The sequence below is a fragment of the Brucella thiophenivorans genome, assembly GCF_002252445.1.
GTDB classification, from domain to species: Bacteria; Pseudomonadota; Alphaproteobacteria; order Rhizobiales; family Rhizobiaceae; genus Brucella; species Brucella thiophenivorans.
Genome location: NZ_NNRJ01000051.1, coordinates 350,621 through 373,853, shown reverse-complemented (window position 1 = coordinate 373,853; position 23,233 = coordinate 350,621). Strand labels below are relative to the sequence as shown.

Sequence of the window (23,233 nt, the reverse complement as noted above, 5' to 3'; positions counted from 1 at the left end):
TAAACAATGACTTATGTAAATTTCAAAGTTGAAACCGACGCCGATGGCATTGCTCTCGTTACATGGGATATGCCTGAAAAGTCGATGAATGTTTTCACCGTCGAAGCGATGCAGGAGTTGAACGCCATCATCGACGCAACAACCGCTGACGAGAAGGTCAAAGGCGTGGTCATTACGTCTGGTAAAGACACTTTCTCCGGCGGTGCCGATCTTACCATGCTGGAAGGCATGTTCAAGGAATTCCAGAAGCAAAAAGTAAAGGACAGCCAAGCTGCTGTGCAGTCGTTGTTCGACAATGTCGGTCGTATGGGCGGACTGTTCCGCAAGCTGGAAACCTCGGGCAAGCCATGGGTTTCGGCCATCAATGGCACCTGCATGGGCGGCGCATTCGAAATGTCACTTGCTTGCCATGCCCGCGTTGCATCTGATGCGCCGGGCGTGAAGATGGGCCTGCCAGAAGTGAAAGTTGGTCTGTTTCCGGGTGCTGGCGGCACGCAGCGCGTTCCACGCCTTGCCAATCAGCAGGACGCTTTGCAAATGATGACCACAGGCTCAAGCCTGACGGCGCAGCGCGCCAAGGCGATGGGTCTTGTCACCGAGGTTGCACCTGCCAAGAAGCTCGTTGAAACAGCTAAGAAGCTTATCAAGAGTGGTCTGAAGCCTGTTCAGCCGTGGGATGAGAAGGGCTTCAAGCTGCCGGGCGGAGCGATCTATTCCGCTGCTGGTGCAAACCTTTGGCCTGCGGCGACCGCTATTCTGCGCCGCGAAACATCCGGTAATTATCCGGCGGCACTCGCTATTCTGAGATCGGTTTATGAAGGCCTTCTGGTTCCTTTCGATACGGGTCTTAAGATCGAGCAGCGCTACTTCACCGAAATTTTGCAAACGACCGAAGCGGGCATGATGATCCGTTCGCTCTTTGTGTCGTTGCAGGAACTGAACAAGGGCGCGCGCCGTCCCGTTGATGAAAAGCCTAATAAATTTAAGAAGATCGGCGTTATCGGTGCTGGCTTCATGGGCGCAGGCATTGCCTATGTAACCGCCAAGGCTGGCATTCCGGTTGTACTGATAGACCGTGATCAAGAGTCTGCCGATAAGGGCAAAGCTCACACTGCTGAGCTGGTTACAAAGGAAATGCAAAAAGGTCGTGCAACAGAAGCGGATAAGGAAAAGCTTTTGTCGCTGATTACAGCAACGCCTGATTATTCCCTGCTGGAAGGTGCGGACCTTGTGATCGAAGCTGTTTTTGAGGATCGCGAAGTCAAGCGGGTTGCGACCGAGAAGGCGGAAGAAGTTCTGAAAGCGACGGCAATTTTTGCTTCCAACACCTCGACGCTTCCGATCAGCGGTCTGGCTAAAGTCTCCAAACGTCCGAAGAACTTCATTGGTATTCACTTCTTCTCGCCAGTCGATAAGATGCTGCTGGTTGAAGTCATCCTCGGCAAGAAGACATCTGACAAGGCGCTTGCCGTAGCCCTTGACTATGTTCGTGCGATCAAGAAGACGCCGATTGTCGTCAACGATACACGCGGTTTCTACGTCAATCGCTGCGTGTTGCGTTATATGTCGGAAGCCTACAACATGCTCGTTGAAGGTGTTCCGGCTGCGATGATCGAAAATGCTGCCCGTATGGCTGGCATGCCGGTTGGTCCGCTCGCGCTGAACGATGAAACAGCGATTGATCTGTCACAGAAGATTCTCAAGGCAACGCTTGCCGATCTTGGCGAAAAGGCTGTCGACCCGCGCCATGTGGAACTGGTGGATAAGCTCGTCAATGAGTTTGACCGCAAGGGTCGCAAGAACGGCAAGGGCTTCTACGAATATCCAGCTAAGCCTGCTAAGAAGCATCTGTGGCCAGGTCTGAAAGACCTCTATCCGCAGCAGGACCCGGACAAGATCGATGTGAACGAGCTGAAAGAGCGCTTTCTAGTCACTATTGCTCTGGAGGCTGCACGCGTGATGGAAGAGGGCATCGTCACCGATCCGCGTGAAGCCGATGTCGGGTCCATTTTGGCCTTTGGCTTCGCGCCTTATACTGGCGGCACGCTGTCTTATATTGATGGTATGGGTGCAAAGAAATTCGTTAAGCTTGCGAAGGAATTGCAACGCAAATACGGACAGCAGTTCAAGGCGCCGAAATTGCTTCTCGATATGGCTGAGAGCGGCGAGAGCTTCTATCAGCGCTTTAATCCCTATAAGGGTGAAGCAAAGAAGGCTGCTTAATCAGTCAATTTGGACCGTGAAAAAGCACGCGGCATATTCATGCCGCGTGCTTTTGTTTTTGATTAAGAAAATTTTCCCTGTAAAAGAGCACATCTTGCGTAAAATCAGGAAATCGGTTAGGTTTAACGCAATATAGGGTGGGGTATTAGGTTTATAATCCTCTTTGGCGGGTCGTTTAAATGTTTTCTCATGATAGCGTATGGGCTGCGATAGATGCCTTAGCAGAACGCAGTTCCTTGAGTGCGTCTGGTCTTGCGCGCCGCGCGGGACTTGATCCGACGACCTTCAACAAGTCCAAGCGATATGCTGCGGATGGCCGCGCACGCTGGCCTTCGACAGAATCTCTGGCCAAGGTCATGGAGGCGACAGGCGCGACATTTGACGAATTCACCCGGTTGATCCGCGGCGAAGTTTCGACACCTCATTATGGCGATTATCTTCAGGAACCGAGTTCGATTCCGCTGCTCGGTATGGCAGAAGCAGGCGCTGGTGGTTATTTTGATGATGCGGGCTTTCCTGCTGGTCAGGGCTGGGACGTGGTTGAATTTCCTGCTGCACCCAGTGATAATGTCTATGCGCTGGAAGTTTCCGGCGACTCGATGTTGCCGCTTTATCGCGATGGCGATACGCTGGTCGTTGCCCCCAATGCGGCGGTTCGCCGTGGTGATCGTGTGGTTGTTCGTACCAAAGACGGAGAGGTTATGGCTAAAATCCTGCATCGCCAGACACCACGCACAATTGAATTGCATTCGTTCAATCCCGAATTTCCAAACCGTGCCTTTGAAACTAAGGATGTCGAATGGATTGCCCGTATCTTGTGGGCAAGCCAGTAATGACAAAACCAGAGAGAAAGAGCCACGCCCGCATCGTTTTTGGCGTATTTGCCGGGCTGACCGGAGCCATTCTGGTGACCGCTTTTGTGTCACCATTTTATGGCGCGCTTGATCGTCCTGTAACTGTTGTTGAAGGCGGAGAAGAACAGGGGCAGCCTCAGTCGAATAGTGGCAACGGAATTGTGGTCGAGCAATTCGATTACAACGAACCGGCTAAAGATAGCTCCACGACGCAAGTTACCGAACCAAATGCACAAGCTGGTGACGGTGGTCAGGCAGGGCTGGAACGCGAGCCAGCCCGTCCACCTCTAAGCGATCTTGGCCTTGCTTCAACGCCGACGCCACCTGAGCCACCGGCACCGGCTGTGCCAGTGGATGAGACTGAACCAATGCAACTTCTGCAACGTCCTGTTGCGATTGCGGCTGGTAAGCTTGAAAGTCAGGGGCGCATTGTCGATTTGCAAGGCATTGAAGCCGTACCGATTGAGCAGACATGCGAGGCTGTAAATGGTGAAAGCTGGCCATGCGGTATGCAGGCGCGCACGGCGTTTCGCCAATGGTTGCGCTCGCGTGCTATCCTGTGCCGCTTGCCGCAAAATGATAGCGGTGCAGCTATCGCAACGCAATGTAGTGTTGGCAATGACGACCCCGCTTTGTGGCTTGTTACTAACGGTTGGGCCAGGGCTATAGCCGGGAGTGCCTATCAGGAAGCTGGTGAGAAGGCGGAAACTGCAAAGCTCGGCCTTTATGGTGATAAGCCGGAAACCGCTTTGCCGGAACTGGATAATGAACCGAGCGTGCCTCTGATCATAACGCCGGAAGCGCCTCAACAACCTGTAGCACCGCAGCCGCTTGATGGTGATTTCCCGCCTGCGCCGCAAAACTAAAATAAAAAAGCCACGCCCGAAATTTCGGGCGTGGCTTTTTACAAAAATATCAGTAGCTTAAGCGTTTTTGCGTAGGAGAATGCGTAAAAAATAAATAGAGCGGGAGCCGCTCTATGACAGGTTTCCTGCCAGCGCCTTTTTGATCAGTGCGCGGGTATCATCGATGCCGTAAAGGGCAACGAAGGAGCCAAAGCGCGGACCGCGTTCCTGACCAATCAGCACTTCATAAAGCATCTGGAAGAAGGAAACTGATACGCCGGGGCCGCCTTCCGGGCTTTTCTTGTTGTGGTCCTGATAGCGCTCAATTGCGCGCGCAACATCCAAAATGGAATTCTGAATATGGTTGCCATCACTGTCGGCTGGCAGAGTGGCAAGCTTCGCATCCAGCCCTTCAAGGGCTGCAAGCTCAACATCATCAGGCGCACGGAACTGCTTTGTCGGCTTCACGAAATCATTGAAGTAGCGGATTGCATAGCCAACAAGCGCATCAAGTTCCGGGTTGTTTTCGGGTGTTACGCCCGGTACGTGGCGCGAGATGAAGCCCCAGAGAACGCTCGGGTTTTCAGCATTGGATGCGCTCACCAGATTGAGCATCAGCGCGAAGGTCACCGGCAGGTTCACTTTGGGTGGGTTGCCATAATGAATGTGCCAGACCGGATTACTGAGACGATCTTTCCATTCCTGACGCTCATAGGCCGAAAGATAGGTGAAATATTCATCCACGGCCTTCGGAATCACGTCGAAATAGAGCTTCTTTGCGGTCTTTGGCTTCTGGAAATTATAGAGTGCAAGACTTTCTGTTGGCGCATAGGCTAGCCATTCGTCAATGGCGATACCATTGCCTTTCGACTTCGAAATCTTCTGTCCGATCTCGTCGAGGAACAGTTCGTAGACGAAATGCTCCGGCGCGCGACCACCAAGAATTTCGCAGATACGGTCGTAAATGCCGGCATTGGTTTGGTGATCCTTGCCGAACATTTCGAAATCGACACCAATGGCCGCCCAGCGCATGCCGAAATCCGGCTTCCATTGCAGCTTCACATTGCCGCCGGTGACAGGCAAGGTTGTCTCAACGCCATCTTCATCGTCAAACGTGATGGTTCCAGCCTTGGCGTCCACAGTTTTCATCGGCACGTAAAGCACGCGGCCGGATTTTGGCGAGATCGGCAGGAATGGGCTATAGGTGGCCTGACGGTCCTCACCAAGGGTCGGTAGCATCACCTTCATGATGTCGTCATAACGTTCGACGGCTTTGAGCAGCACCGCATCAAACTTGCCGGACTTGTAATAATCGGTTGCACTCGCAAATTCGTAATCGAAGCCGAAGGTGTCGAGGAAGCGGCAGAGCATGGCATTGTTATGCTCGGCAAAGCTCTTATACTCACCGCCGAACGGATTTGGTACGGCAGATAGCGGCAGTTGCAGATAAGGCTCAAGTGCAGTCTTGTCCGGCACATTGTCGGGGATTTTACGCATTCCATCGAGATCATCGGAGAAGCAAATAAGGCGCGTCTTGACCTTGTCTTCTGTCAGAATGCGGAAGGCATGACGCACCATTGAAGTACGTGCCACCTCGCCGAACGTGCCGATATGTGGCAAACCTGATGGTCCATAACCAGTTTCGAAAATTACGGTTTCAGGCATACCAGTCTTGGCATAGCGCTTAAGGATTTTCTTTGCCTCTTCAAAGGGCCACGATTTCGCTTCCGCAGCCGCCGCGGTCAGTTCCGGGGTCAGCGTAATTTCGGGAAGGCGGTGCGAAATCATGATTTTTTCCTGATGTCCTGTGAAGGGCTGTAATAGGTGCAAAGTTTAGGCTTAATTGTCATTGCTCTATGGCGCGGCGGAGCCGACACGTCAATCTTTGCTACGGTAATTACGGTCGAATTTCCTTGCGCAAATCTTACTGGCTCCGTAATTTTTGCGCAAATTGGCTAAGATTTCGATTCTGTTTGGCCCATGCAGGAGCATTTTATGCAAAAGATTTCGCCGCAAGACGCGCTCGTCTATATCATGGTGACGACCTCCGCTGCAGATACGACCATGACCGATGCGGAACTGGCATCCATCAGCAATGTGGTTTCGCGTCTACCTGTTTTCCAAGGCTTTGATGCTACAAGGCTACCGAAACTGGCCAGCGATTGCTTGGAAATGCTTTCGTATGAGGATGGCCTGGAACGTATTCTCGATCTGGCGCATGATGCAATGCCAGAGAAGCTTTATGAAACAGCTTATGCGCTGGCTGTTGAGGTTGCAGCAGCTGACCTCCATGTAGAGCAGGAAGAGCTTGAGTTTCTACAGATGTTGCGTGATCGCTGGACGCTGGATGAACTGACCGTTGCAGCAATCGAACGCAGCGCACGGGTGCGCTTCCGCAAGCTATAATTTTAATTGAATTGAAAACGGGCGGGGTTGATCCCGCCCGCAGTTTTGATTGTGTGAAATTAGCAGATGGCGGGAAGCCGCCGTGCTTTACGCCATTCAAGTGCTGACCGCATCAGATGAGCGGCGTCGGCGAAAGTTGCATTCTCTTTCCAGCGTCCTGTGTGAATGACATTGGACGGAACGATGTCTCGCAACGCTTCGAGCGTGTGACGAGGGACTTTGTCGGTGCAGCTCCACAAGCGCCGGAAAACTACGCTGATACGCGTGACTTTACCGTTGATGGCTATGACTGGCTCCGCTGTTTCCAGATTCCAGTCCTCATAGGCATCCACTGCATCCTGAAACGAGTGATGCAGATAGATCGGTGCGTGACCGTCATGAAGTGGGGGCAGCAAACTAGACATTTCTGTTTCCTCTCTTCCAATAGTGGTTCTGCTTGAGAACATTTACGGAAACTTCGATACAGAACTCCGCAAATGCGCGTTATAGCATATGAAGAGAGCTAACGGCTCTCCATATGTGTTGCGTAATCCTGGCCTCACGAAATGATACAACACATAATTAACCATGATCTACGCAACGAGGGGTTCTTGGCAAGAAGATAATTTCTTTTATAAAGCCAGATGAGAAAAATCAGTTCTGCTCTCAAACATTAGATTTTATTGTCCGTATCCGTGCTGTTGCGCGATATGTTTGGTTATGTCAGGCCGAAACGAAGGGACTGATCGTCGGTGGTGGACAAAGATACTATATTGGGTGGTTTGGTCTCGATCGGCCTGCATGGTGCAGTTCTTGCCCTGCTATTGATCACGTTTCCAGTATCAACCCACTCCGTTCAGCCCCAGGATGTGAAAGTCGAATTGGTTCCCCCGCCGCCAACCGCGCCAGATAAAAAATCTGACGATAATGACAAGGCTGCATCGGACCATAAGGCGTTCGAAGCGGCTTCAAACGATGAGAAAGAAGACACCAAGATAGAGCCAAACAGGGCCTCTGAAAAGGAAGGGTCCGATACGCTTCAACCGATTGAGGGGGCATCTCGGTCTCTCGAAGATAAGGCGTCGGCTAGCCAGCCCATTCTCAGCGCTGAAAAATCGTATTCCAGCGTCGCCAGCTTGACAAAGCAGGGGGCACCGATGATCAAGGCTAAGAAAATATACTCAAAAGATGCACTTTCAAACCCACGCGTCAAACAGGCTTTGGGCAAGCTCTCTCCGACAGATCGGGTGATTCAGATTTGCGGGATAGAGGCATTGGAACAAATCCGCCATCACCGGCCTGATATTGTTCCCGATATGATGGCGCGTACGGGTGGAGCGTTGACAGAGTCGAATTTGAAGATGTCTGGCGGTGCCTTTCGAAGCCGTAACAATTGGTACAATCTGGATTTTAATTGCACGATTAATCCGAAAGATATGGCGGTCTCGTCGTTCCAATATGCGATTGGAGATACGATTCCGAAAAAAGACTGGTCTCGCAGAGAATTGCCAGCAGATTAGTATTCTCTCCAAAAGAGAAACAGTTTTCGATATTTATTGCCACTGCGACAGGATTTGCCCTGCAATCCTATTTACGCCAGTGTAAACACTGAGTTGGGAATTGAGTTTTGGAGGCAGGGATATGGCTCGGTTTGTTGCATCGCGTAGGGCATTTCTTATCGGTTCGACGTCGCTTGCGGCTTTGCCGCTTTTGCCGGGATGGGCAGTGGCAGCCGATACGCCGCAAAAAGGCGGACGGCTTGTCGTTGCAGCCGATTCAGAGCCGCGAAATCTGAATCCTGCGATTGTTGCATCCAACGGCGTGTTTTTCGTTGCAAGTAAAGTCATCGAACCTCTGGCCGAAGCCTCTTTCGATGGTGAAAACGGGCTTGAGCCGCGCCTTGCGACAAGCTGGGAGGGTTCGGATGATGGGCTGACTGCTACGTTTCGCTTGCGTGAAGGTGTCAAATGGCATGATGGCACGCCTTTTACCTCGTCAGATGTGGCGTTTTCAGCAATGCAGGTCTGGAAGCCTTTGCAAAATCTTGGCCGCGTGGTGTTCAAGGCGCTTGAACGTGTTGAAACGCCTGATGATCACACGGCAGTTTTCCATTTCATCGAGCCGACGCCGTTCCAGCTTATTCGCAATGCGCTGCCTACACTGACCGCCGTTGTTCCGAAACATGTGTTCGACGGAACGGATATTGCTGCCAATCCTGCCAATGAAAAGCTCATCGGAACCGGCCCTTTTAAATATGCTGAACACAAGACCGGCGAATATTATCGGCTTACGAAAAACGAAGATTATTGGGGTGAGGGCGAACCCTATCTTGATGAGATCATTTATCGCGTATTGCCGGATCGGGCTGCGGCGGCAGGCGCACTGGAAGCTGAGGAAATTGATCTGGCGGCGTTTTCGGCGGTGCCGCTGGCCGATCTTGACCGTGTCTCGAAAGTTCCGGGCCTGAGTGTGATTTCCAAGGGCTATGAGGCGCTGACCTATCAGCTTGTCGTGGAGATCAATCACCGCCGCAAGGAACTGAACGACCTTAAGGTTCGTCAAGCGATAGCGCATGCGATTGACCGCGATTTCGTTGTGAAGACGATCTTCCTTGGTTATGCCAAGCCGTCGACCGGACCTGTCCCACGCTATGACAACCAGTTCTATACCGGCAATGTGGACGCGTATTCATTTGACGTGGAAAAGGCAAATGCGCTTCTGGATGAGGCGGATTATAAGCGCGGCAGCGACGGTACGCGCTTTGCATTGAAACTGCTGCCCGCACCCTATTTCAACGAAACCAAACAGTTCGGTGATTATCTGCGTCAGGCGTTGGCCGCAATCGGTATTGATGCGCGCATCGTGAATAATGATTCTGCCGCGCATCAGAAGGCAGTTTATACGGATCACGATTTTGATCTTGCGATTGCGCCAACCGTTTATCGTGGTGATCCGGCCATTTCGACAACAATTTTGGTTGAAAGTGGCATTCCTTCCGGCGTGCCTTTCTCCAATCAGGGCGGCTATGCCAATGCGGAGCTTGATGCTGTGATTACCAAAGCGGTACATGAGATCGATGAGACGGAGCGTACAGCGCTTTATCATCAGCTTCAGAAGCTGGTGGAAGCCGATCTACCACTCATTAATGTCGCTGAATGGGGCTTCATCACTGTTGCGAATGATCGAGTGCAGAATGTTTCCAACAACCCGCGCTGGGCAGTCTCCAACTGGGTGGATAGCTGGATCAAACAGTGACGCAGCTTCTGGCGCTTATTAGAAAACGGTTGATCGGCAGCATTATCGTGCTGCTGATTGTGATTATTGGCTGTTTTCTGATGCTGGAACTGGCACCCGGTGATGCCGTGGATGCCTATGCGGTGAGTTTTGGCGGAGATGCGACAGCTATTGCTGAAATGCGTGCACGCTGGGGGCTTGATCAATCGGTCTGGCACAGACTGAGCGCTTATCTTTTAGCCCTTATTCAAGGCAATCTTGGGTGGTCGGTAAGTTTTAACCGGCCTATTCTTAATATCATTCTTGAACGCTTGCCAAACACGCTTTTGCTGATGGGCGCTGCGACAGCGCTCTCGTTTGCGGTTGGCTCTATTCTGGGAATTGTCGCAGGGGCTCGGCCGGGCAGTTTTCGTGACCGTTTTCTGTCGGTCGCCTCGCTTATACTTTATGCCATTCCCGGTTTCTGGCTGGCGCTGGTGCTGGTCATCCTGTTTTCAATAAAGCTGCGCTGGCTGCCTTCGAGTGGAATTGAAACCATCGCTTCCGGCAAAGAGGGTTTTGTACGCGCAGCCGATATAGCACGTCATCTCGTATTGCCGGTTGTCTCGCTGGCGCTGATTTATCTGGCCCTTTATCTGCGCGTCATGCGCGCTTCGATGGCCGACATCTGGCGCATGGATTTTGTCCGCGCACTGAAAGCGCGTGGCATATCACGTCCGCGCATTGTGCTGCGCCATGTCGCGCGCAATGCGCTTTTGCCGCTCGTTACCATGCTGGGATTGCAGGCGGCTTCCATGCTGGGCGGCAGTGTGGTGATCGAAAGCGTTTTTGCGGTGCCGGGACTTGGACGACTGGCACAAGAGGCGGTTGCAAGCCGCGACACGCCGCTGCTGCTTGGTGTCATCCTGACAAGTGCTCTCATGGTCATAGCGGTTAATCTGATAGTCGACTTTCTTTATCTTTGGCTCGATCCACGCATATCGGTGGGAAGGGCGGGAACATGATCGGAATCAGGCATTATTTTGCAACTGGCGAGGGCATATCAGGCGCAATTATCCTGTTGGTGCTGATTACAGCAGCACTTTTCGCGCCAGTGTTTTTTCCCGGCGATCCGTTGCGCATTGTTGCAACGCCTTTGCTTGCGCCGTTTGACAATGCCGCCTTTCCACTAGGAACCGACCGGCTGGGGCGCGATGTACTGGCCGAGCTTTTTCATGCAAGCCGCACATCGCTGCTTGTTGGGTTAGCTGCAGCGGTCGCATCGATCCTCATTGGCACGGTGGTTGGAACTTTTGCAGGCTTTGCAGGCGGTTTGATCGATGAAGTGCTTATGCGGATAACAGAGGCTTTTCAGACTGTGCCAGGCTTTCTGCTGGCGCTTGCGCTGGTTAGTATTGCCGGGCCATCGCTGCCGGTTCTTATTTTAGCAATCGCACTTTCGAGCTGGACGCAAGCCGCACGCCTCACGCGCGGGCAGGTGTTGTCGATCCGCGAGCGCGATTATGTGGCATCGGCGCGGGTCATTGGCATGCATCCGCTGGAGATCGCCTTTCGCCAGATATTGCCGAATGCCTTGCCGCCTGTTTTGGCGCTGGTCCCGGTGATTGTGGCTTCGGCGATCCTGATTGAAGCAGCTCTTTCATTTTTGGGACTTGGCGACCCGAACCGCATCACATGGGGCGGCATGATTGCCGAAGGGCGCACGGTGCTGCGTTCTGCACCATGGCTTTCCATTCTGCCGGGACTAGCATTGGCATTGACTGTTGTGGGTGTCTATCTTGCAGGTGAGGGCATTACGAACGCCACGGCGCGACGTGAGGTGCGATCTTGAAATTGCTTATGCGTCTCGAAAATCTGAGCGTTCACTATGGCCGTGAGATGGCGCTGCAAAATATCGATCTCAACATAAAGGCTGGCGAAATTATCGCTATTATCGGCGAAAGTGGATCCGGTAAAAGCACGCTCGCCTTGACCTTGGCCGATCTTCTGCCACCCAATGCGAGGGTGTCTGGCAATATCAATTGGGCGCAAGGGCAACCAAAGCCAGGGCGCGATATTGGATTTGTTTTTCAGGATCCAGTGTCAAGTTTTGATCCTTTGATGGGGGTCGGCGGGCAATTGATTGAAACAATTAGAGCACATGAAAAGCTTGATTACAAAGCGGCAAAAGACAAAGCAATCAAGCTGTTGCAACGCGTTCATGTTCCTGTACCCGAAGTCAGTTTTTCACGTTATTCGCATCAGTTCTCTGGCGGGCAAAAACAGCGCATCGCGATAGCGCTTGCCATTGCGGCAGGTCCTTATTTGCTGATCGCTGATGAGCCGACCAGCGCGCTTGATACAATCGTGCAAAAGGAAATCGTGACGCTTCTGCGTGAACTGGTGCGCGCCGATGGCATGACCTTGATTTTCATCACCCACGACATTGCACTGGCATCTAGTCTTGCTGATCGGATTGCCGTATTTCATTATGGACGGATCATTGAGAGTGGAGCAGCGCAGGCAATCATCGCCAACCCGCAGAGCGAATACACCAAGGCCCTGATCGCTGCGCTGCCGGTGATGGAGCCTGATCATGGTTGAGGCATTGTTGCAGGCAAGTGAATTGAGTGCGCGTAATGGCAATAGTCTGGTGCTGGAACGGGTGAGCATTGACATCACGGCCGGCGAAACGCTTGCTTTGGTCGGGCCTTCTGGTAGCGGAAAGTCCACGCTAGCCCGTTGTCTTTTGCGATTGCATTCGCTTGATACCGGCACCGTTCTGTTTGAGAATGAAGATTGGCTTGCACTAAAAGGCACCGCATTGCGAAAGCATCGCGCCCGCATGCAGATGGTGTTTCAGGACCCGCTATCCGCTTTCAATCCGCGTGCAAGCGTATGTGATCTTTTGCGCGAACCGTTGCGGGTTCATCGCGTGAAGCGCGATATTGCAGAACTATTGCAAAAGGTTGGACTTGATCCGAAATTGGCACAGCGCGGTGTTCATGAGATTTCTGGCGGTCAACGCCAACGTGTGGCGATTGCGCGGGCACTGGCAACGTCTCCATCGCTCATAGTTTTGGATGAAGCTGTGTCGGCGCTTGATGTGACGGTGCGTGGCGCAATTCTAAAATTGTTGCAGGAAATACAAAAGGCCGAAGGTACGGCATATTTGTTTATCACGCATGATCTGGCAGTCGCCGCCCAGATGTCTGATCGTATTGCAGTGATGGAGGGCGGGCGCATTGTTGAATGTCGCCCGACACGAGAGCTGATTGCGGCTCCGCACGCGCCTGTTACGAAAGCGCTGATCGAGGCGGTACCAAGAATTCTCACTTAAGCCTTGCCGAGTTCAATCGAACGATTGCGAGCAGCTTCAACGGCCTCTGTCACGAGATTCTTGAGGCTGTTCTCGCCCATAAGCACGTCGAGCGCTGCGGCAGTGGTGCCATTTGGGCTTGTGACCTGTTCGCGAAGCTTTGTTGGGCTGTCGGTGCTTGAAGCAGCCAACGCGCCTGCACCCATCACGGTCTGCATGGCAAGAAGTGCTGCGGTTTCGCGTGGCAGTCCAGCCGTAACACCTGCGTCAGTCAAGGCTTCGATGAAGTGGAACACATAGGCCGGACCGGAGCCTGAAACTGCAGTCACAGCATCCATCTGCGCTTCGTCGGTAATGCTTGCCACTTTGCCGGAAGTCTTGAGCAGGCTCTTTACAAAAGCCGCATCTTCTTCGCGTACATTGCCATTCTTATAGGTGACGAGCATACCCTTGCCGATTGCGGCTGGTGTGTTTGGCATACAGCGCATGATCCGTGCATCGCTGCCAAGATGCTTTTCGAAAAACGAGACCGGGATGCCCGCAGCGACACTGACGAAAGTGGCATTGGGTGCAAAGCGCTTATAGGCTGGCAGTACATCGCCCATGACCTGCGGCTTTACGGCGATAAGCACCATTCGCGGATTGAGGTCATCGGACAGGGATTCCGCACTTGAGCAGGCATTTACACCCGCAAGCGCTGCGCGAGCCTGAAGAGACTCAGATGGTTCAACGACGTGAACATTCTCTGATTGCAAAATGCCGCTGTCGAGCCAGCCTTTGAGCATAGCGAAGCCCATATTGCCGCAACCCACGAGAATGACTGTATCTTGCATAAGAGTGTTCCGCCTATCTGAAAATCATGTGGTGTCGGGTATAGCCTTCACCTGCCACCATCCGCAAGGCTAAGTCACAAAAACTCTATCGTTGAAATGAACCGTCATTTTATAATTTGGTGTGATTTATTGATTACTCATTTTTATGAGCGAATGTGCTCTTCTTAAACAGGAACCGCTCTGCCATTGAGGGGGAAACAATGGATCCGGCATTAACAACAGGTGTACCACCTGCAGACGCTTTCGTGCATGTCCGCATTATTATTGGCATTATTTTGGGCTTGAGTGTGTCGCGCCTTCTGACAGGTGTTGCCCGCTTTATCCAGCATCCGGGCAAACAGAACATATATCCTGTTCATATTGCATGGGTCGCGTTTCTCCTTCTCTCAGTCATCCATTTCTGGTGGTTTGAATTCAGTTTGCGAAATATCCACCTCTGGACTTTCGAAATTTACTTCTTTGTCATCTTTTATGCGGGGCTTTACTTCCTGCTATGCACATTGCTGTTTCCAGACAATATGGGGGAGTATACTGGTTATCGCGATTACTTTATTTCGCGTCGAAAGTGGTTTTTCGGCCTTCTGGCTCTGCTTTACGTCGCTGATATTGTGGATACGCTTCTCAAGGGGATAGACCATTTCAATCTCTATGGCTTTGAATATCCCGTTCGTATCGGCGCATTGATTGCTGCAAGCATTGTGGCCATGTTCACCGATAATCGGCGTTATCATGCGACCTTCATAACCATAGCGCTTATCTATGAAATAGCTTTCACGCTCCGGCATTTTGCAACTTTATCCTGAAAGTTGATCTTTCAGAGATTGTCTTATCCATTGATGACGCTTATTGGCATATCTTCTTTACAGAGGCGATGTATCCCAAGGCATCGCTGGCTTAAAACGGAGCATTCGATATGGCCCAATTGATCGATGGCAAGAAGCTCGCCGGGGATGTGGTTTCCACGGTGAAGCGTGAAACCGAAAAGCTCGTGGCAGCCACTGGCGTGGTTCCGGGTATTGCGGTGGTGATCGTCGGCGAAGACCCGGCAAGTCAGGTCTATGTGGCCTCGAAAAGCAAAAAAGCCAAGGAATGCGGTTTTGTTTCGGTTCAGCATGATTTGCCCGAAGATGCTTCGGAAGCAGAGCTTCTTGATCTCATCGACAGCCTCAACAGTGATCCTGCCATTCACGGAATTCTGGTGCAGCTCCCGCTGCCCAAGCATATCGATGCAGGCCGTGTGATCCAGACAATCACACCCGAAAAGGACGTCGATGGCTTTCATTTCATCAATGTTGGAAAGCTCGGTACGGGTGAGGTCGATACGGCGTTTGTGCCTTGTACACCTGCTGGTGCGATGATCATGATCGAGCGCGTTCATGGACGAAATCTGTCGGGATTGAACGCTGTCGTCATTGGTCGTTCCAACATCGTCGGTAAGCCGATGTTCAACTTGCTGTTGGCAGCGAATGCGACGGTCACCGTTGCGCATAGCCGCACCAAGGATTTGCCAGCGATTGCGCGCACTGCCGATATTCTGGTTGCTGCTGTTGGACGTCCGCAGATGGTCAAGAGTGATTGGGTGAAGCCCGGTGCGACGGTAATTGATGTTGGCATCAATCGCATTCCGGCACCTGAAAAGGGCGAAGGCAAGACGCGTCTGGTCGGTGATGTCGACTTTTCAGATGCGGAAAAAGTGGCCGGTGCCATTACTCCGGTTCCGGGTGGTGTTGGTCCGATGACCATCGCTATGCTGATGGCCAATACGCTGACGGCCGCCTGCCGCAGTGCAGGCTTTGAAAAGCCAATATTTTAAACATAAAGAAAAGGCCGCATGATCCATGCGGCCTCTTTTGCTTTGATCATGTCTCCCAAAATCGGGTCCCCGTTTTGGAAGACATACTTTTTAGATTCTAAAAAACTGAAGCGCCTTCATCTGCACGACCAGCGATCTGACGGAAAGCGCTGAAGAGCTCGCGCCCCATTCCATGCTCATTGCCTGAAAGATCGGGACGATGTGCGATGCGCTCATCAAGAAGCGCATCATTGATCAGAACTTCGAGCGTGCCGTTAACTGCATCAAGCCGAACAATATCGCCATTGTGGATTTTTCCGATGGCACCACCATCCAGTGCTTCCGGCGTTACGTGAATGGCTGACGGTACCTTGCCTGACGCACCCGAAAGTCGGCCATCGGTGACAAGGGCCACGCGCTGACCGCGATCCTGCAAAATGCCGAGCACGGTCATCAGCTTGTGGAGTTCCGGCATGCCATTGGCTTTTGGACCCTGATAGCGGACGACGGCAATGAAATCGCCGGTCAAGTCGCCAGCCTTGAATGCCGCCTGCAATTCGACCTGGTCGTTGAAGACTTTCGCCGGCGCTTCAATGACATGGCGCTCAGACTTTACGGCCGAAACTTTGATAATTGCATTGCCAATATTGCCGGTGAGAACCTTTAGGCCACCTGTCGACTGGAACGGTGAATTGACCTTGGCCAGCACCTTGTCGTCGCCGCTCTTTTCGGGAACGGGTTCGCGAACAACCGTGCCATTGGGCCCAAGCTTCGGTTCAATCGCATAAGGTCGCAGACCTTCACCCCAGACGGTGCGGACATCTTCATGCAGAATGCCGCCATCGAGTAATTCGCGGATCAAAAAGCCCATGCCACCTGCTGCGTGAAAATGGTTCACATCGGCCAGACCATTTGGATAAACTCGCGCCAAAAGTGGAACAATATCAGATATTTCAGAAATATCTTTCCATGTCAGCTTTATGCCCGCGGCGGCTGCCATGGCGATCAGATGAATGGTGTGGTTGGTTGAACCGCCGGTTGCGTTCAGCCCTATAATGCCATTGACGAAAGACCGCTCGTTAAGCATTTCGCCGACCGCCGTATATTCGTTGCCGCAAGCCGTAATTGCCAGTGCGCGCTTGGCGGCTTCACGGGTGAGGGCATCGCGCAAAGGCGTGCCGGGATTGACAAAGGACGAGCCGGGCAGATGCAGCCCCATAATTTCCATCAGCATTTGGTTGGAATTGGCCGTGCCATAGAAGGTGCAGGTGCCGGGGCCGTGATAGGACTTTGACTCCGACTCAAGCAGTTCTGCACGCCCGACTTTGCCTTCGGCATAAAGCTGACGGGTCTTGGCTTTCTGATCATTAGGCAGGCCGCTTGTCATTGGGCCAGCCGGGATGAAAACGGCTGGCAAATGGCCAAATGTCAGAGCACCGATGATAAGCCCCGGCACGATCTTGTCGCAGACACCAAGATAGACGGCAGCATCAAACATATCATGCGATAGGCCGACAGCCGCAGCCATGGCAATGACTTCGCGTGAGAACAACGAGAGCTCCATGCCAGCGAAGCCTTGCGTGACCCCATCGCACATTGCAGGCACGCCGCCTGCAACCTGTGCTACGCCGCCTGCTTCGCGCGCAGCTTGTCGGATCAGTTCGGGATAGGTTTCAAACGGCTGGTGTGCCGAAAGCATGTCATTATAAGCGGTGATAATGCCGAGATTTGGCACGACATCGGCGGTGAGAGCCGCCTTGTCATTTGAGCCACAGGCTGCGAACCCGTGGGCGAGATTAGCGCAACCAAGGACTGAGCGGTGAGGCTTGCGGGAAGCAGCCTCTCGCACACGTCCGAGATAGGCTTCGCGGGTGGGTTTCGAGCGTTCAACGATACGCTCCGTGATGGCCTTGATGCGGGTATGCGCAGTTTGCGTCGTCATGGGTATCACCTGTGAAATAATTTCAGGCTTGCCTGTGGCTCAGTTTAACGCCGACAGTCCCAAACGCAAACTGCGTCCTAATTGAGACTGTTAGCTCGTCCAGTAGAGTTGTATGGGCTTACGCGCGTGACGGAACACGGCGCGAACCGGCATTTCATTCTCGTCGTCGCTGGAGAGTGCCTTCTCAAGAGTTGCCTGCTTAGCAGCGCCTTCAATATGCAGAACCAGCATGTCGGCTTCCACCAATAGTGGCAAAGTCAGCGTCAGACGCTTTTCGCCTGCACCTTCTGCATGGATTGGCAGAACAACGGCCTTGGTCTTGGCATCGATTGCCTGATCAAGCCTATCAGCATTGGGGAAAAACGATGCCGTATGGCCATCATTGCCCATGCCAAGCACCACAACATCGAAAGGACGATGCAGCGCATCAATGCGGTTGGCGGCGGCAAGCGCTGCGGTTTCTGCCGTCGCAGCCGGATTATAAAGGCCGACGAATTTTGCTACACCTGCATGATCGCGCAACAGATGATCGCGAACAAGCTTCTCATTTGAGCGTTCATTGGTCGGGGCCACAAAACGTTCGTCGACGAGCGTAATTGTAACGAGCGTCCAGTCGATCATCTTGCGAGATAGAATGTCGAACAGCTTGAGCGGCGTTGTGCCGCCGGAAACAGCGATGGTCGCATGCCCCCGCTCAGCGATTGCGGCAGCCAGCTTGTTTGCAATCGCTTCAGAAAGCGACTGTGCCAGTTCCGTTCCGCTGTTAAAATCGTGCCGTTCGATGCTCATGCCATACCTTTCAAGTCAGGACAGTCCAGAGCGAACACCCCAAATCAGATGTAATGCTCGCTCTTTTTTTGGCACAAAGACTTATCCGGAAATGTCTGTCAACGTCTCCGGTGTTTGTATTCTTAGCTTTCGTGCCAGGTCCGGCCATCACGCTCAATCAGAGCGATGGAAGAAGATGGCCCCCACGTGCCGGACGTGTAGCCCTGAACCTGCTGGTTGTTCACTTCCCAACCATTGAGGATTGGATCAACCCAGCGCCATGCCGCTTCCACTTCATCACGACGCATGAACAATGTCTGATTGCCACGAACAACGTCCATGATTAGGCGCTCATAAGCATCGGGATTCCGTTCACTGAACGATTCTGCAAAGCTCATGTCCAGCGGAACGTGACGCAGGCGCATACCGCCCGGCCCCGGATCTTTGATCATCAGCCACTGCTTCACACCTTCATCAGGCTGCAAGCGAATAACGAGCTGGTTTGCCACGACCTTACCGGCATTCTCACCGAAGATAGAATGCGGTATCGGCTTGAAAGTGACGACGATTTCCGACACGCGGGTGGCAAGACGCTTGCCTGTGCGCAGGTAGAACGGAACGCCAGCCCAGCGCCAATTGTCAATTTCGGCTTTCAGCGCCACGAAGGTTTCAGTGTTGCTGGTGTCGCTGCCAAGATCGTCAAGATAGCCCTTTACCGGACCGCCTGCGGATGCGCCGGCTCGATATTGTCCACGCACTGTGACGTCTTCGACGTTGGCAGTGGTGATTGGCTTCAACGAACGCAACACCTTAACCTTTTCGTCATGCACGGCATCAGCTTCTAGCGACGATGGTGGTTCCATGGCGACGAGGCAGAGAAGCTGGAGAATATGGTTCTGCACCATATCGCGGAGCGCACCAGCAGTGTTGTAATAGCCTGCACGGCCTTCAAGACCGACTTCTTCAGCAACAGTGATCTGTACATGGTCGATATGTGCGGAATTCCACAGTGGCTCATAAAGTGCATTGGCAAAGCGTAGCGCCATCAGGTTCTGAACAGTTTCCTTGCCGAGATAATGGTCGATACGGAAAATCTGATCTTCGCGGAAAACGCTGCCAATCGTGTCGTTGAGTGCATTGGCGGATTCAAGATCACGGCCAATTGGCTTTTCAACAATGATGCGCGTGTCGCGGGTGATGAGGCCATGCGACTTGAGACGGTTGGCGATGTCACCAAACAGTGTTGGGCTGACTGCGAGATAAAAAGCCCTGATCTTCTCAGGCTTTTTGCCAATGGCATCTTTCAGAGCAGCCCAGCCGTCTTCTGATTTTGCATCGACCGCGACATAGGTCAGGCGGGCAATGAACGTCTCGACTTCGTTGGTGTCAATTTCCGCAGGCTTTACGTGTTCGTTTATCGCATCGCGGGCAAACTTGCGATATTCCTCATCGGTCATGGCACTGCGCGAGGCACCGATGATGCGCGTAGGCTCACTGAGCTGACCCGCACGCTGACGCTGGTACAGCGCAGGAATCAGTTTGCGTTCGGCAAGATCGCCGGAACCACCAAAAACGATGCAATCGAAGGGCTCTACCGGTATTATCTGGCTGGTCATATACTGTTCTCTTCCACTTCTGACGCAAATCAGATTCTTAGAGCGCGTTTCGATCTGATAGAATCAGATCTGCGCTCTAACTATTTGTTTCTACGCGCATCTTATCCGAAAACCTTTTCACACTTTTCAGGATGCGCTCTTAATAGCAGAATGCGATTTTCGTGTACCCTTTGTCTATAATCTAATCGATTTAAATTCAACTCTCCAATGGTATATTCTCGTGAATGTTACCAATTACGGCTGTCATTGCATCCCGATTAACCGCATATGCATATATGAAGTGTTCAAAATAGCACGATACTACCTATATGCGTCGGGTTGAGTTTGAAGTGATTTGATGGCGGATTTATCTCAAATCCGCAAAAGGAGAATGACATGAAGAGGCTGCAGGATAAGGTTGCGATTATCACGGGTGCGGGATCGGGCTTCGGTTCTGCCATAGCGCGCCGCTTTGCAGCCGAAGGCGCAAAGGTCGTGCTGGCTGATGTGAATGTGAAGCGCCTTGAAGATGAGCTTGCCGATATTGGCGAACATGCATTGTCAGTGCAGGCAGATGTTTCGCGCAAGGATGACATGGAGCGGTTGGCGCGAGCAGCATTCGACAAGTTTGGCCGCATCGACGTCATGGTCAATAATGCCGGTTTCACGCATCGTAACATGCCGTTGAACGAAGTCGATGAGCATAATTTCGATCTCATCAATGCCGTCAACATGAAGGCGATTTACTATTCTACGCTGCTTGTTGTGCCGATAATGGAGCATCAAGGGAGTGGTGTGATTATCAATACCGCTTCGGCGACTGCAAATCGCCCGCGCAAGGGCTTGAGCTGGTACACGGCTTCCAAGGGCTGGGTGGTAAGCGCCACCAAAGCCATGGCGCTGGAACTTGCCGATAAAAATATCCGCGTCAATTGCATTTGCCCGGCTGAAAGCGACAGCGAAGCTTTGGGGCTGTTTCTGGAAGAAGATACACCGCAGGCGCGCGACAGTCTGAAAGCCACAATACCACTTGGCCGTTTTTCCAAGCCGGACGATGTTGCGGAAGCCGCACTGTTTCTGGCTTCCGATGCATCTTCAATGGTTACCGGCACGGCGCTCAATGTCGATGGCGGTTACTCAATCTGACGTGTTTCAGATGGCGCGTTTTAGAGTGATCCAGTTATAAAACGCGCCACCGGCCATGAATAAGCAAGTGCCGATGAACACGGCGGGCATGCCAAAATGTCCGCCGACAAAACCGCCGGTGACGGGGCCTGCGACCTGACCGACATACTGCGCCGAAACTGAGAGCCCTAACACGCTGCCCGCAACGCGGTCCGGTACATTATGCCGGATGACGCTACTGATACAGGGCAACAAGCCACCCAGAGCCAGTCCCATCAGAAAGCGTAGACCGATCAACTGCCATGCTTGAGTAACAAAAGCTTGCGGGATCAGCAAAAGCGCTGCAATCGCCAATGCGCCGATGATAACACGTGTGTGGCCGATGCGATCTGCAAGTCGACCGAGTCGTGATGCTGACAGGATGCTTCCAAGAGCGGCCGCTGCCATCACCACGCCAGAAATGAGCGTTACTTTGGCTTGGTCGTCTATCAGTTGCATGACGTAGACAGTAATGATCGGTTCAATCGACATATTGGCAAACATTAGCAATATGCCGGTCGCCAGCATGGCTATGACCGGCTTCCGATCCGGGATCGCTGCCCAGATAGATTCCTTACTTTGCTCCTTGCTTCGCTTTGGAGGCTTGCGATCTTCGCGGATCAGAAATGTTGTTGCAAGAAAAGTGAGGAAAATTACGCTGCCAGCGAGCCAGAAGGTCGCTCGGATACCGATCAGCGGTGGAAGCGCGCCACCCAGCAGTGGACCGGCAAGATTTCCGCCCATAATGCCCGCGGAAAGTGCTCCCAGCGCCCATCCGGTTTTATTCTTTGGAGTTTGCGTGGCAACAAGGATCATCGAACCGGACGAGTATCCGCCTGCAACACCGACGAACAAGCGCAGAGCGACCAGCTGCCAGATGTCCGTAACCATCCCCATCAATGACATGGCGATAGCCATGCCAAGGCTTGCGCGGATTAGCATCAGCTTGCGGCCATAAAGATCTCCGAGCTTGCCCCAGAACGGAGCCACGATAGCGGCAGCGAGAAAGGTCGCGCCATAGGCGATGCCTGACCATTGAACGATTGCGGCTTCATCGGCCACACCGAGTTGCGCCACATAAAGCGGGAGGAACGGCAGAAGCAGCGACATGGCAACAAGCGTGGTGAACGAACCGATCAGGCAGATGAGAAGGTTCTGCTTCCAGTAGCGTTCGTGGGTTTCGTCTGCGGCGGTCGCATTCTGCGCATCCTCATTGACTGTGGCCTTGCCGCCGCTTGTGGCGTGCTGGGTACTCATGCTGTGTTCCGTATAGTTCGTGTATGATTGTAATGTATTCCATTTTGGGATACCAAAACTGAATACACAGATGCGCCTGTCCTGACGGCTTGTCAATTGGCAGCACTAGAATATTGAGGGTACAATGTCACAGATGCGTCAAGTCGAAGAGCAGCTTCGCGATATGATCCTTGGGCTTGAGTTGGGGCCGGGCGAGCGATTGACCGAACGTGCGATTGAAGCGCAATTCAATGCGTCGCGCACGCCGATTCGTGCGGCACTTTTACGTCTTGAGGCCGAAGGGTTGGTCGGACGCGAAGGGCGTGGCTGGACCGTTTCACCGATCAATTTGGCGGAGATTGAACAGATCGGCGTTTATCGCGAGGCGCTGGAGATTGCCGCTCTTAATGTCACGTGCGCGCTGGAAGATCGCAGTGGCGTTGAAACAATCGCTGAAATGCTCAACAGTTGTGATGCGACGAGTACACGCGAGGAGTGGCATCGTGTGGGGATGGATTTTCACATCGAGCTTGCCCGACTTTCGGGCAATGAGTTTCTAAGCCGTGGCGTACGTGATGCTATGCAGCGGCTTTCGCGGGCGCGCTGGCTTGAAGTGCGAGACGACGACGTGCTTGCTCGTGCATGGCAACAGCATCACGCAATCCTTGATGCGGTAAGAGAGGGCGATGCGTCAAAAGCGATAGATTTGATGACATCGCATCTGGGAGGAAGCCGGTCACGCCTGATCGATAATCTGCGCGAGGACCGGCGGGGTTTGAAAGCACGTGGCTTTGCTGTAGTTAGTGGTTAACTTCACCATTCAGGCAGCTTATGTCTGTCACGGTCAAAGCGGGATGGTCGTCCCTCTTTAATGCCAACATCGCGCAGCAAATATTCCGGCGAATGTTCGCTGATGATGTAAGGGCTTGGCTTGCGCTGAAACAAGCGTGCAATCCACGCACGCAAACTAAAAGGCGCTATTTTTTCAGGGCAAGCGGAAGCAATCGCTGATGAGTTGATCTCAACATCACGCATGGTCGGTCTCGATTTTTCTACGTTTAAAG

Annotated in this window: 22 protein-coding genes; 14 read left to right on the top strand and 8 right to left on the bottom strand. The window is 52.7% G+C overall.

Annotation, left to right across the window (positions count from 1 at the left end; genetic code table 11):
• Window positions 1-6 precede the first annotated feature (6 nt).
• The 3 genes from CEV31_RS15760 to CEV31_RS15750 all read left to right on the top strand — a co-directional run bounded on the left by CEV31_RS15760 (window position 7) and on the right by CEV31_RS15750 (window position 3,943).
• A complete protein-coding gene (locus CEV31_RS15760; RefSeq protein ID WP_094508199.1) occupies window positions 7-2,223 on the top strand; it encodes a 3-hydroxyacyl-CoA dehydrogenase NAD-binding domain-containing protein in 2,217 nt (738 codons plus the stop codon).
• A 179-nt stretch (window positions 2,224-2,402) separates the two neighbouring features.
• Window positions 2,403-3,056 carry a S24 family peptidase gene (locus tag CEV31_RS15755; RefSeq protein WP_094508197.1) on the top strand — a complete coding sequence of 218 codons (654 nt, stop codon included), beginning with the start codon at window positions 2,403-2,405 and terminating at the stop codon, window positions 3,054-3,056.
• Window positions 3,056-3,943 (top strand): thermonuclease family protein, encoded by an 888-nt coding sequence (locus tag CEV31_RS15750; RefSeq protein ID WP_094508195.1) that lies wholly within the window; start codon window positions 3,056-3,058, stop codon window positions 3,941-3,943. The genes CEV31_RS15755 and CEV31_RS15750 overlap by 1 nt, the downstream gene beginning before the upstream one ends.
• Window positions 3,944-4,054: 111 nt before the next feature.
• Here CEV31_RS15750 and CEV31_RS15745 read toward each other — a convergent pair whose 3' ends face one another.
• Window positions 4,055-5,710, bottom strand: a complete 1,656-nt coding sequence (locus CEV31_RS15745) for a lysine--tRNA ligase (RefSeq protein WP_094508193.1) — start codon at window positions 5,708-5,710, stop codon at window positions 4,055-4,057.
• A 207-nt stretch (window positions 5,711-5,917) separates the two neighbouring features.
• Between CEV31_RS15745 and CEV31_RS15740 the strand changes: the two genes are divergently transcribed.
• A complete protein-coding gene (locus tag CEV31_RS15740; RefSeq protein WP_094508602.1) occupies window positions 5,918-6,328 on the top strand; it encodes a tellurite resistance TerB family protein in 411 nt (136 codons plus the stop codon).
• Window positions 6,329-6,387: 59 nt separating this feature from the next.
• On the opposite strand, the gene CEV31_RS15735 is transcribed toward CEV31_RS15740, so the two are convergent.
• Window positions 6,388-6,732 carry a BRA0787 family protein gene (locus CEV31_RS15735; RefSeq protein ID WP_094508191.1) on the bottom strand — a complete coding sequence of 115 codons (345 nt, stop codon included), beginning with the start codon at window positions 6,730-6,732 and terminating at the stop codon, window positions 6,388-6,390.
• 327 nt (window positions 6,733-7,059) lie between these two features.
• Here CEV31_RS15735 and CEV31_RS15730 point away from each other — a divergent pair, with 327 nt between their 5' ends.
• From CEV31_RS15730 to CEV31_RS15705, 6 genes are all read left to right on the top strand, one after another.
• Window positions 7,060-7,827: a DUF930 domain-containing protein gene (locus CEV31_RS15730; RefSeq protein WP_094508189.1), complete on the top strand. Its 768-nt coding sequence runs from the start codon at window positions 7,060-7,062 to the stop codon at window positions 7,825-7,827.
• 121 nt (window positions 7,828-7,948) lie between these two features.
• Window positions 7,949-9,562, top strand: coding sequence for an ABC transporter substrate-binding protein (locus CEV31_RS15725; protein ID WP_094508187.1), 1,614 nt, complete (start codon window positions 7,949-7,951; stop codon window positions 9,560-9,562).
• Window positions 9,559-10,545, top strand: coding sequence for an ABC transporter permease (locus CEV31_RS15720; protein ID WP_094508185.1), 987 nt, complete (start codon window positions 9,559-9,561; stop codon window positions 10,543-10,545). The genes CEV31_RS15725 and CEV31_RS15720 overlap by 4 nt, the downstream gene beginning before the upstream one ends.
• A complete protein-coding gene (locus CEV31_RS15715) occupies window positions 10,542-11,372 on the top strand; it encodes an ABC transporter permease (RefSeq protein ID WP_094508183.1) in 831 nt (276 codons plus the stop codon). The genes CEV31_RS15720 and CEV31_RS15715 overlap by 4 nt, the downstream gene beginning before the upstream one ends.
• Complete coding sequence (locus CEV31_RS15710; RefSeq protein WP_094508181.1) at window positions 11,369-12,124, top strand: ATP-binding cassette domain-containing protein; 756 nt, start codon at window positions 11,369-11,371, stop codon at window positions 12,122-12,124. The genes CEV31_RS15715 and CEV31_RS15710 overlap by 4 nt, the downstream gene beginning before the upstream one ends.
• Window positions 12,117-12,860: an ABC transporter ATP-binding protein gene (locus tag CEV31_RS15705; protein WP_094508179.1), complete on the top strand. Its 744-nt coding sequence runs from the start codon at window positions 12,117-12,119 to the stop codon at window positions 12,858-12,860. Before CEV31_RS15710 ends, CEV31_RS15705 begins: the two co-directional genes overlap by 8 nt.
• Here the strand turns inward: CEV31_RS15705 and proC are convergent.
• Window positions 12,857-13,672 carry a pyrroline-5-carboxylate reductase gene (gene proC / locus CEV31_RS15700; protein WP_094508177.1) on the bottom strand — a complete coding sequence of 272 codons (816 nt, stop codon included), beginning with the start codon at window positions 13,670-13,672 and terminating at the stop codon, window positions 12,857-12,859. The genes CEV31_RS15705 and proC overlap by 4 nt on opposite strands.
• Before the next feature lie 200 nt (window positions 13,673-13,872).
• Here proC and CEV31_RS15695 point away from each other — a divergent pair, with 200 nt between their 5' ends.
• Both CEV31_RS15695 and folD read left to right on the top strand, forming a co-directional pair.
• Entirely contained in the window at window positions 13,873-14,475 is a 603-nt protein-coding gene (locus tag CEV31_RS15695; RefSeq protein ID WP_094508175.1) for a hypothetical protein, read from the top strand.
• 110 nt (window positions 14,476-14,585) lie between these two features.
• Window positions 14,586-15,485, top strand: a complete 900-nt coding sequence (gene folD, locus CEV31_RS15690) for a bifunctional methylenetetrahydrofolate dehydrogenase/methenyltetrahydrofolate cyclohydrolase FolD (RefSeq protein ID WP_094508173.1) — start codon at window positions 14,586-14,588, stop codon at window positions 15,483-15,485.
• Window positions 15,486-15,582: 97 nt separating this feature from the next.
• Here folD and edd read toward each other — a convergent pair whose 3' ends face one another.
• The 3 genes from edd to zwf form a co-directional block, all read right to left on the bottom strand.
• Window positions 15,583-17,406: a phosphogluconate dehydratase gene (gene edd / locus CEV31_RS15685; protein ID WP_094508171.1), complete on the bottom strand. Its 1,824-nt coding sequence runs from the start codon at window positions 17,404-17,406 to the stop codon at window positions 15,583-15,585.
• A 90-nt stretch (window positions 17,407-17,496) separates the two neighbouring features.
• Window positions 17,497-18,195 (bottom strand): 6-phosphogluconolactonase, encoded by a 699-nt coding sequence (gene pgl, locus CEV31_RS15680; protein WP_094508169.1) that lies wholly within the window; start codon window positions 18,193-18,195, stop codon window positions 17,497-17,499.
• Between the two features lie 122 nt (window positions 18,196-18,317).
• Window positions 18,318-19,790, bottom strand: coding sequence for a glucose-6-phosphate dehydrogenase (zwf, locus tag CEV31_RS15675; RefSeq protein WP_094508167.1), 1,473 nt, complete (start codon window positions 19,788-19,790; stop codon window positions 18,318-18,320).
• A gap of 375 nt (window positions 19,791-20,165) precedes the next feature.
• On the opposite strand from zwf, the gene CEV31_RS15670 reads away from it, so the two are divergent.
• Window positions 20,166-20,915, top strand: a complete 750-nt coding sequence (locus tag CEV31_RS15670) for an SDR family oxidoreductase (protein ID WP_094508165.1) — start codon at window positions 20,166-20,168, stop codon at window positions 20,913-20,915.
• A 6-nt stretch (window positions 20,916-20,921) separates the two neighbouring features.
• Here CEV31_RS15670 and CEV31_RS15665 read toward each other — a convergent pair whose 3' ends face one another.
• Entirely contained in the window at window positions 20,922-22,190 is a 1,269-nt protein-coding gene (locus CEV31_RS15665) for a multidrug efflux MFS transporter (RefSeq protein ID WP_094508163.1), read from the bottom strand.
• A gap of 124 nt (window positions 22,191-22,314) precedes the next feature.
• On the opposite strand from CEV31_RS15665, the gene CEV31_RS15660 reads away from it, so the two are divergent.
• On the top strand, window positions 22,315-22,980 hold the full coding sequence (locus CEV31_RS15660; protein WP_094508161.1) for a GntR family transcriptional regulator: 666 nt from the start codon (window positions 22,315-22,317) through the stop codon (window positions 22,978-22,980).
• Window positions 22,981-22,982: 2 nt separating this feature from the next.
• On the opposite strand, the gene CEV31_RS15655 is transcribed toward CEV31_RS15660, so the two are convergent.
• Window positions 22,983-23,204: a hypothetical protein gene (locus CEV31_RS15655; protein ID WP_094508159.1), complete on the bottom strand. Its 222-nt coding sequence runs from the start codon at window positions 23,202-23,204 to the stop codon at window positions 22,983-22,985.
• Window positions 23,205-23,233: the final 29 nt, after the last annotated feature.

Bases quoted from the DNA above. Each gene is read 5' to 3' on its own strand.
- CEV31_RS15760 (WP_094508199.1), top strand. From the start codon at position 7: ATGACTTATGTAAATTTCAAAGTTGAAACCGACGCCGATGGCATTGCT.
- CEV31_RS15755 (WP_094508197.1), top strand. From the start codon at position 2,403: ATGTTTTCTCATGATAGCGTATGGGCTGCGATAGATGCCTTAGCAGAA.
- CEV31_RS15750 (WP_094508195.1), top strand. From the start codon at position 3,056: ATGACAAAACCAGAGAGAAAGAGCCACGCCCGCATCGTTTTTGGCGTA.
- CEV31_RS15745 (WP_094508193.1), bottom strand. From the start codon at position 5,710: ATGATTTCGCACCGCCTTCCCGAAATTACGCTGACCCCGGAACTGACC.
- CEV31_RS15740 (WP_094508602.1), top strand. From the start codon at position 5,918: ATGCAAAAGATTTCGCCGCAAGACGCGCTCGTCTATATCATGGTGACG.
- CEV31_RS15735 (WP_094508191.1), bottom strand. From the start codon at position 6,732: ATGTCTAGTTTGCTGCCCCCACTTCATGACGGTCACGCACCGATCTAT.
- CEV31_RS15725 (WP_094508187.1), top strand. From the start codon at position 7,949: ATGGCTCGGTTTGTTGCATCGCGTAGGGCATTTCTTATCGGTTCGACG.
- CEV31_RS15715 (WP_094508183.1), top strand. From the start codon at position 10,542: ATGATCGGAATCAGGCATTATTTTGCAACTGGCGAGGGCATATCAGGC.
- CEV31_RS15705 (WP_094508179.1), top strand. From the start codon at position 12,117: ATGGTTGAGGCATTGTTGCAGGCAAGTGAATTGAGTGCGCGTAATGGC.
- proC (WP_094508177.1), bottom strand. From the start codon at position 13,672: ATGCAAGATACAGTCATTCTCGTGGGTTGCGGCAATATGGGCTTCGCT.
- CEV31_RS15695 (WP_094508175.1), top strand. From the start codon at position 13,873: ATGGATCCGGCATTAACAACAGGTGTACCACCTGCAGACGCTTTCGTG.
- folD (WP_094508173.1), top strand. From the start codon at position 14,586: ATGGCCCAATTGATCGATGGCAAGAAGCTCGCCGGGGATGTGGTTTCC.
- edd (WP_094508171.1), bottom strand. From the start codon at position 17,406: ATGACGACGCAAACTGCGCATACCCGCATCAAGGCCATCACGGAGCGT.
- pgl (WP_094508169.1), bottom strand. From the start codon at position 18,195: ATGAGCATCGAACGGCACGATTTTAACAGCGGAACGGAACTGGCACAG.
- zwf (WP_094508167.1), bottom strand. From the start codon at position 19,790: ATGACCAGCCAGATAATACCGGTAGAGCCCTTCGATTGCATCGTTTTT.
- CEV31_RS15670 (WP_094508165.1), top strand. From the start codon at position 20,166: ATGAAGAGGCTGCAGGATAAGGTTGCGATTATCACGGGTGCGGGATCG.
- CEV31_RS15665 (WP_094508163.1), bottom strand. From the start codon at position 22,190: ATGAGTACCCAGCACGCCACAAGCGGCGGCAAGGCCACAGTCAATGAG.
- CEV31_RS15660 (WP_094508161.1), top strand. From the start codon at position 22,315: ATGTCACAGATGCGTCAAGTCGAAGAGCAGCTTCGCGATATGATCCTT.
- CEV31_RS15655 (WP_094508159.1), bottom strand. From the start codon at position 23,204: ATGCGTGATGTTGAGATCAACTCATCAGCGATTGCTTCCGCTTGCCCT.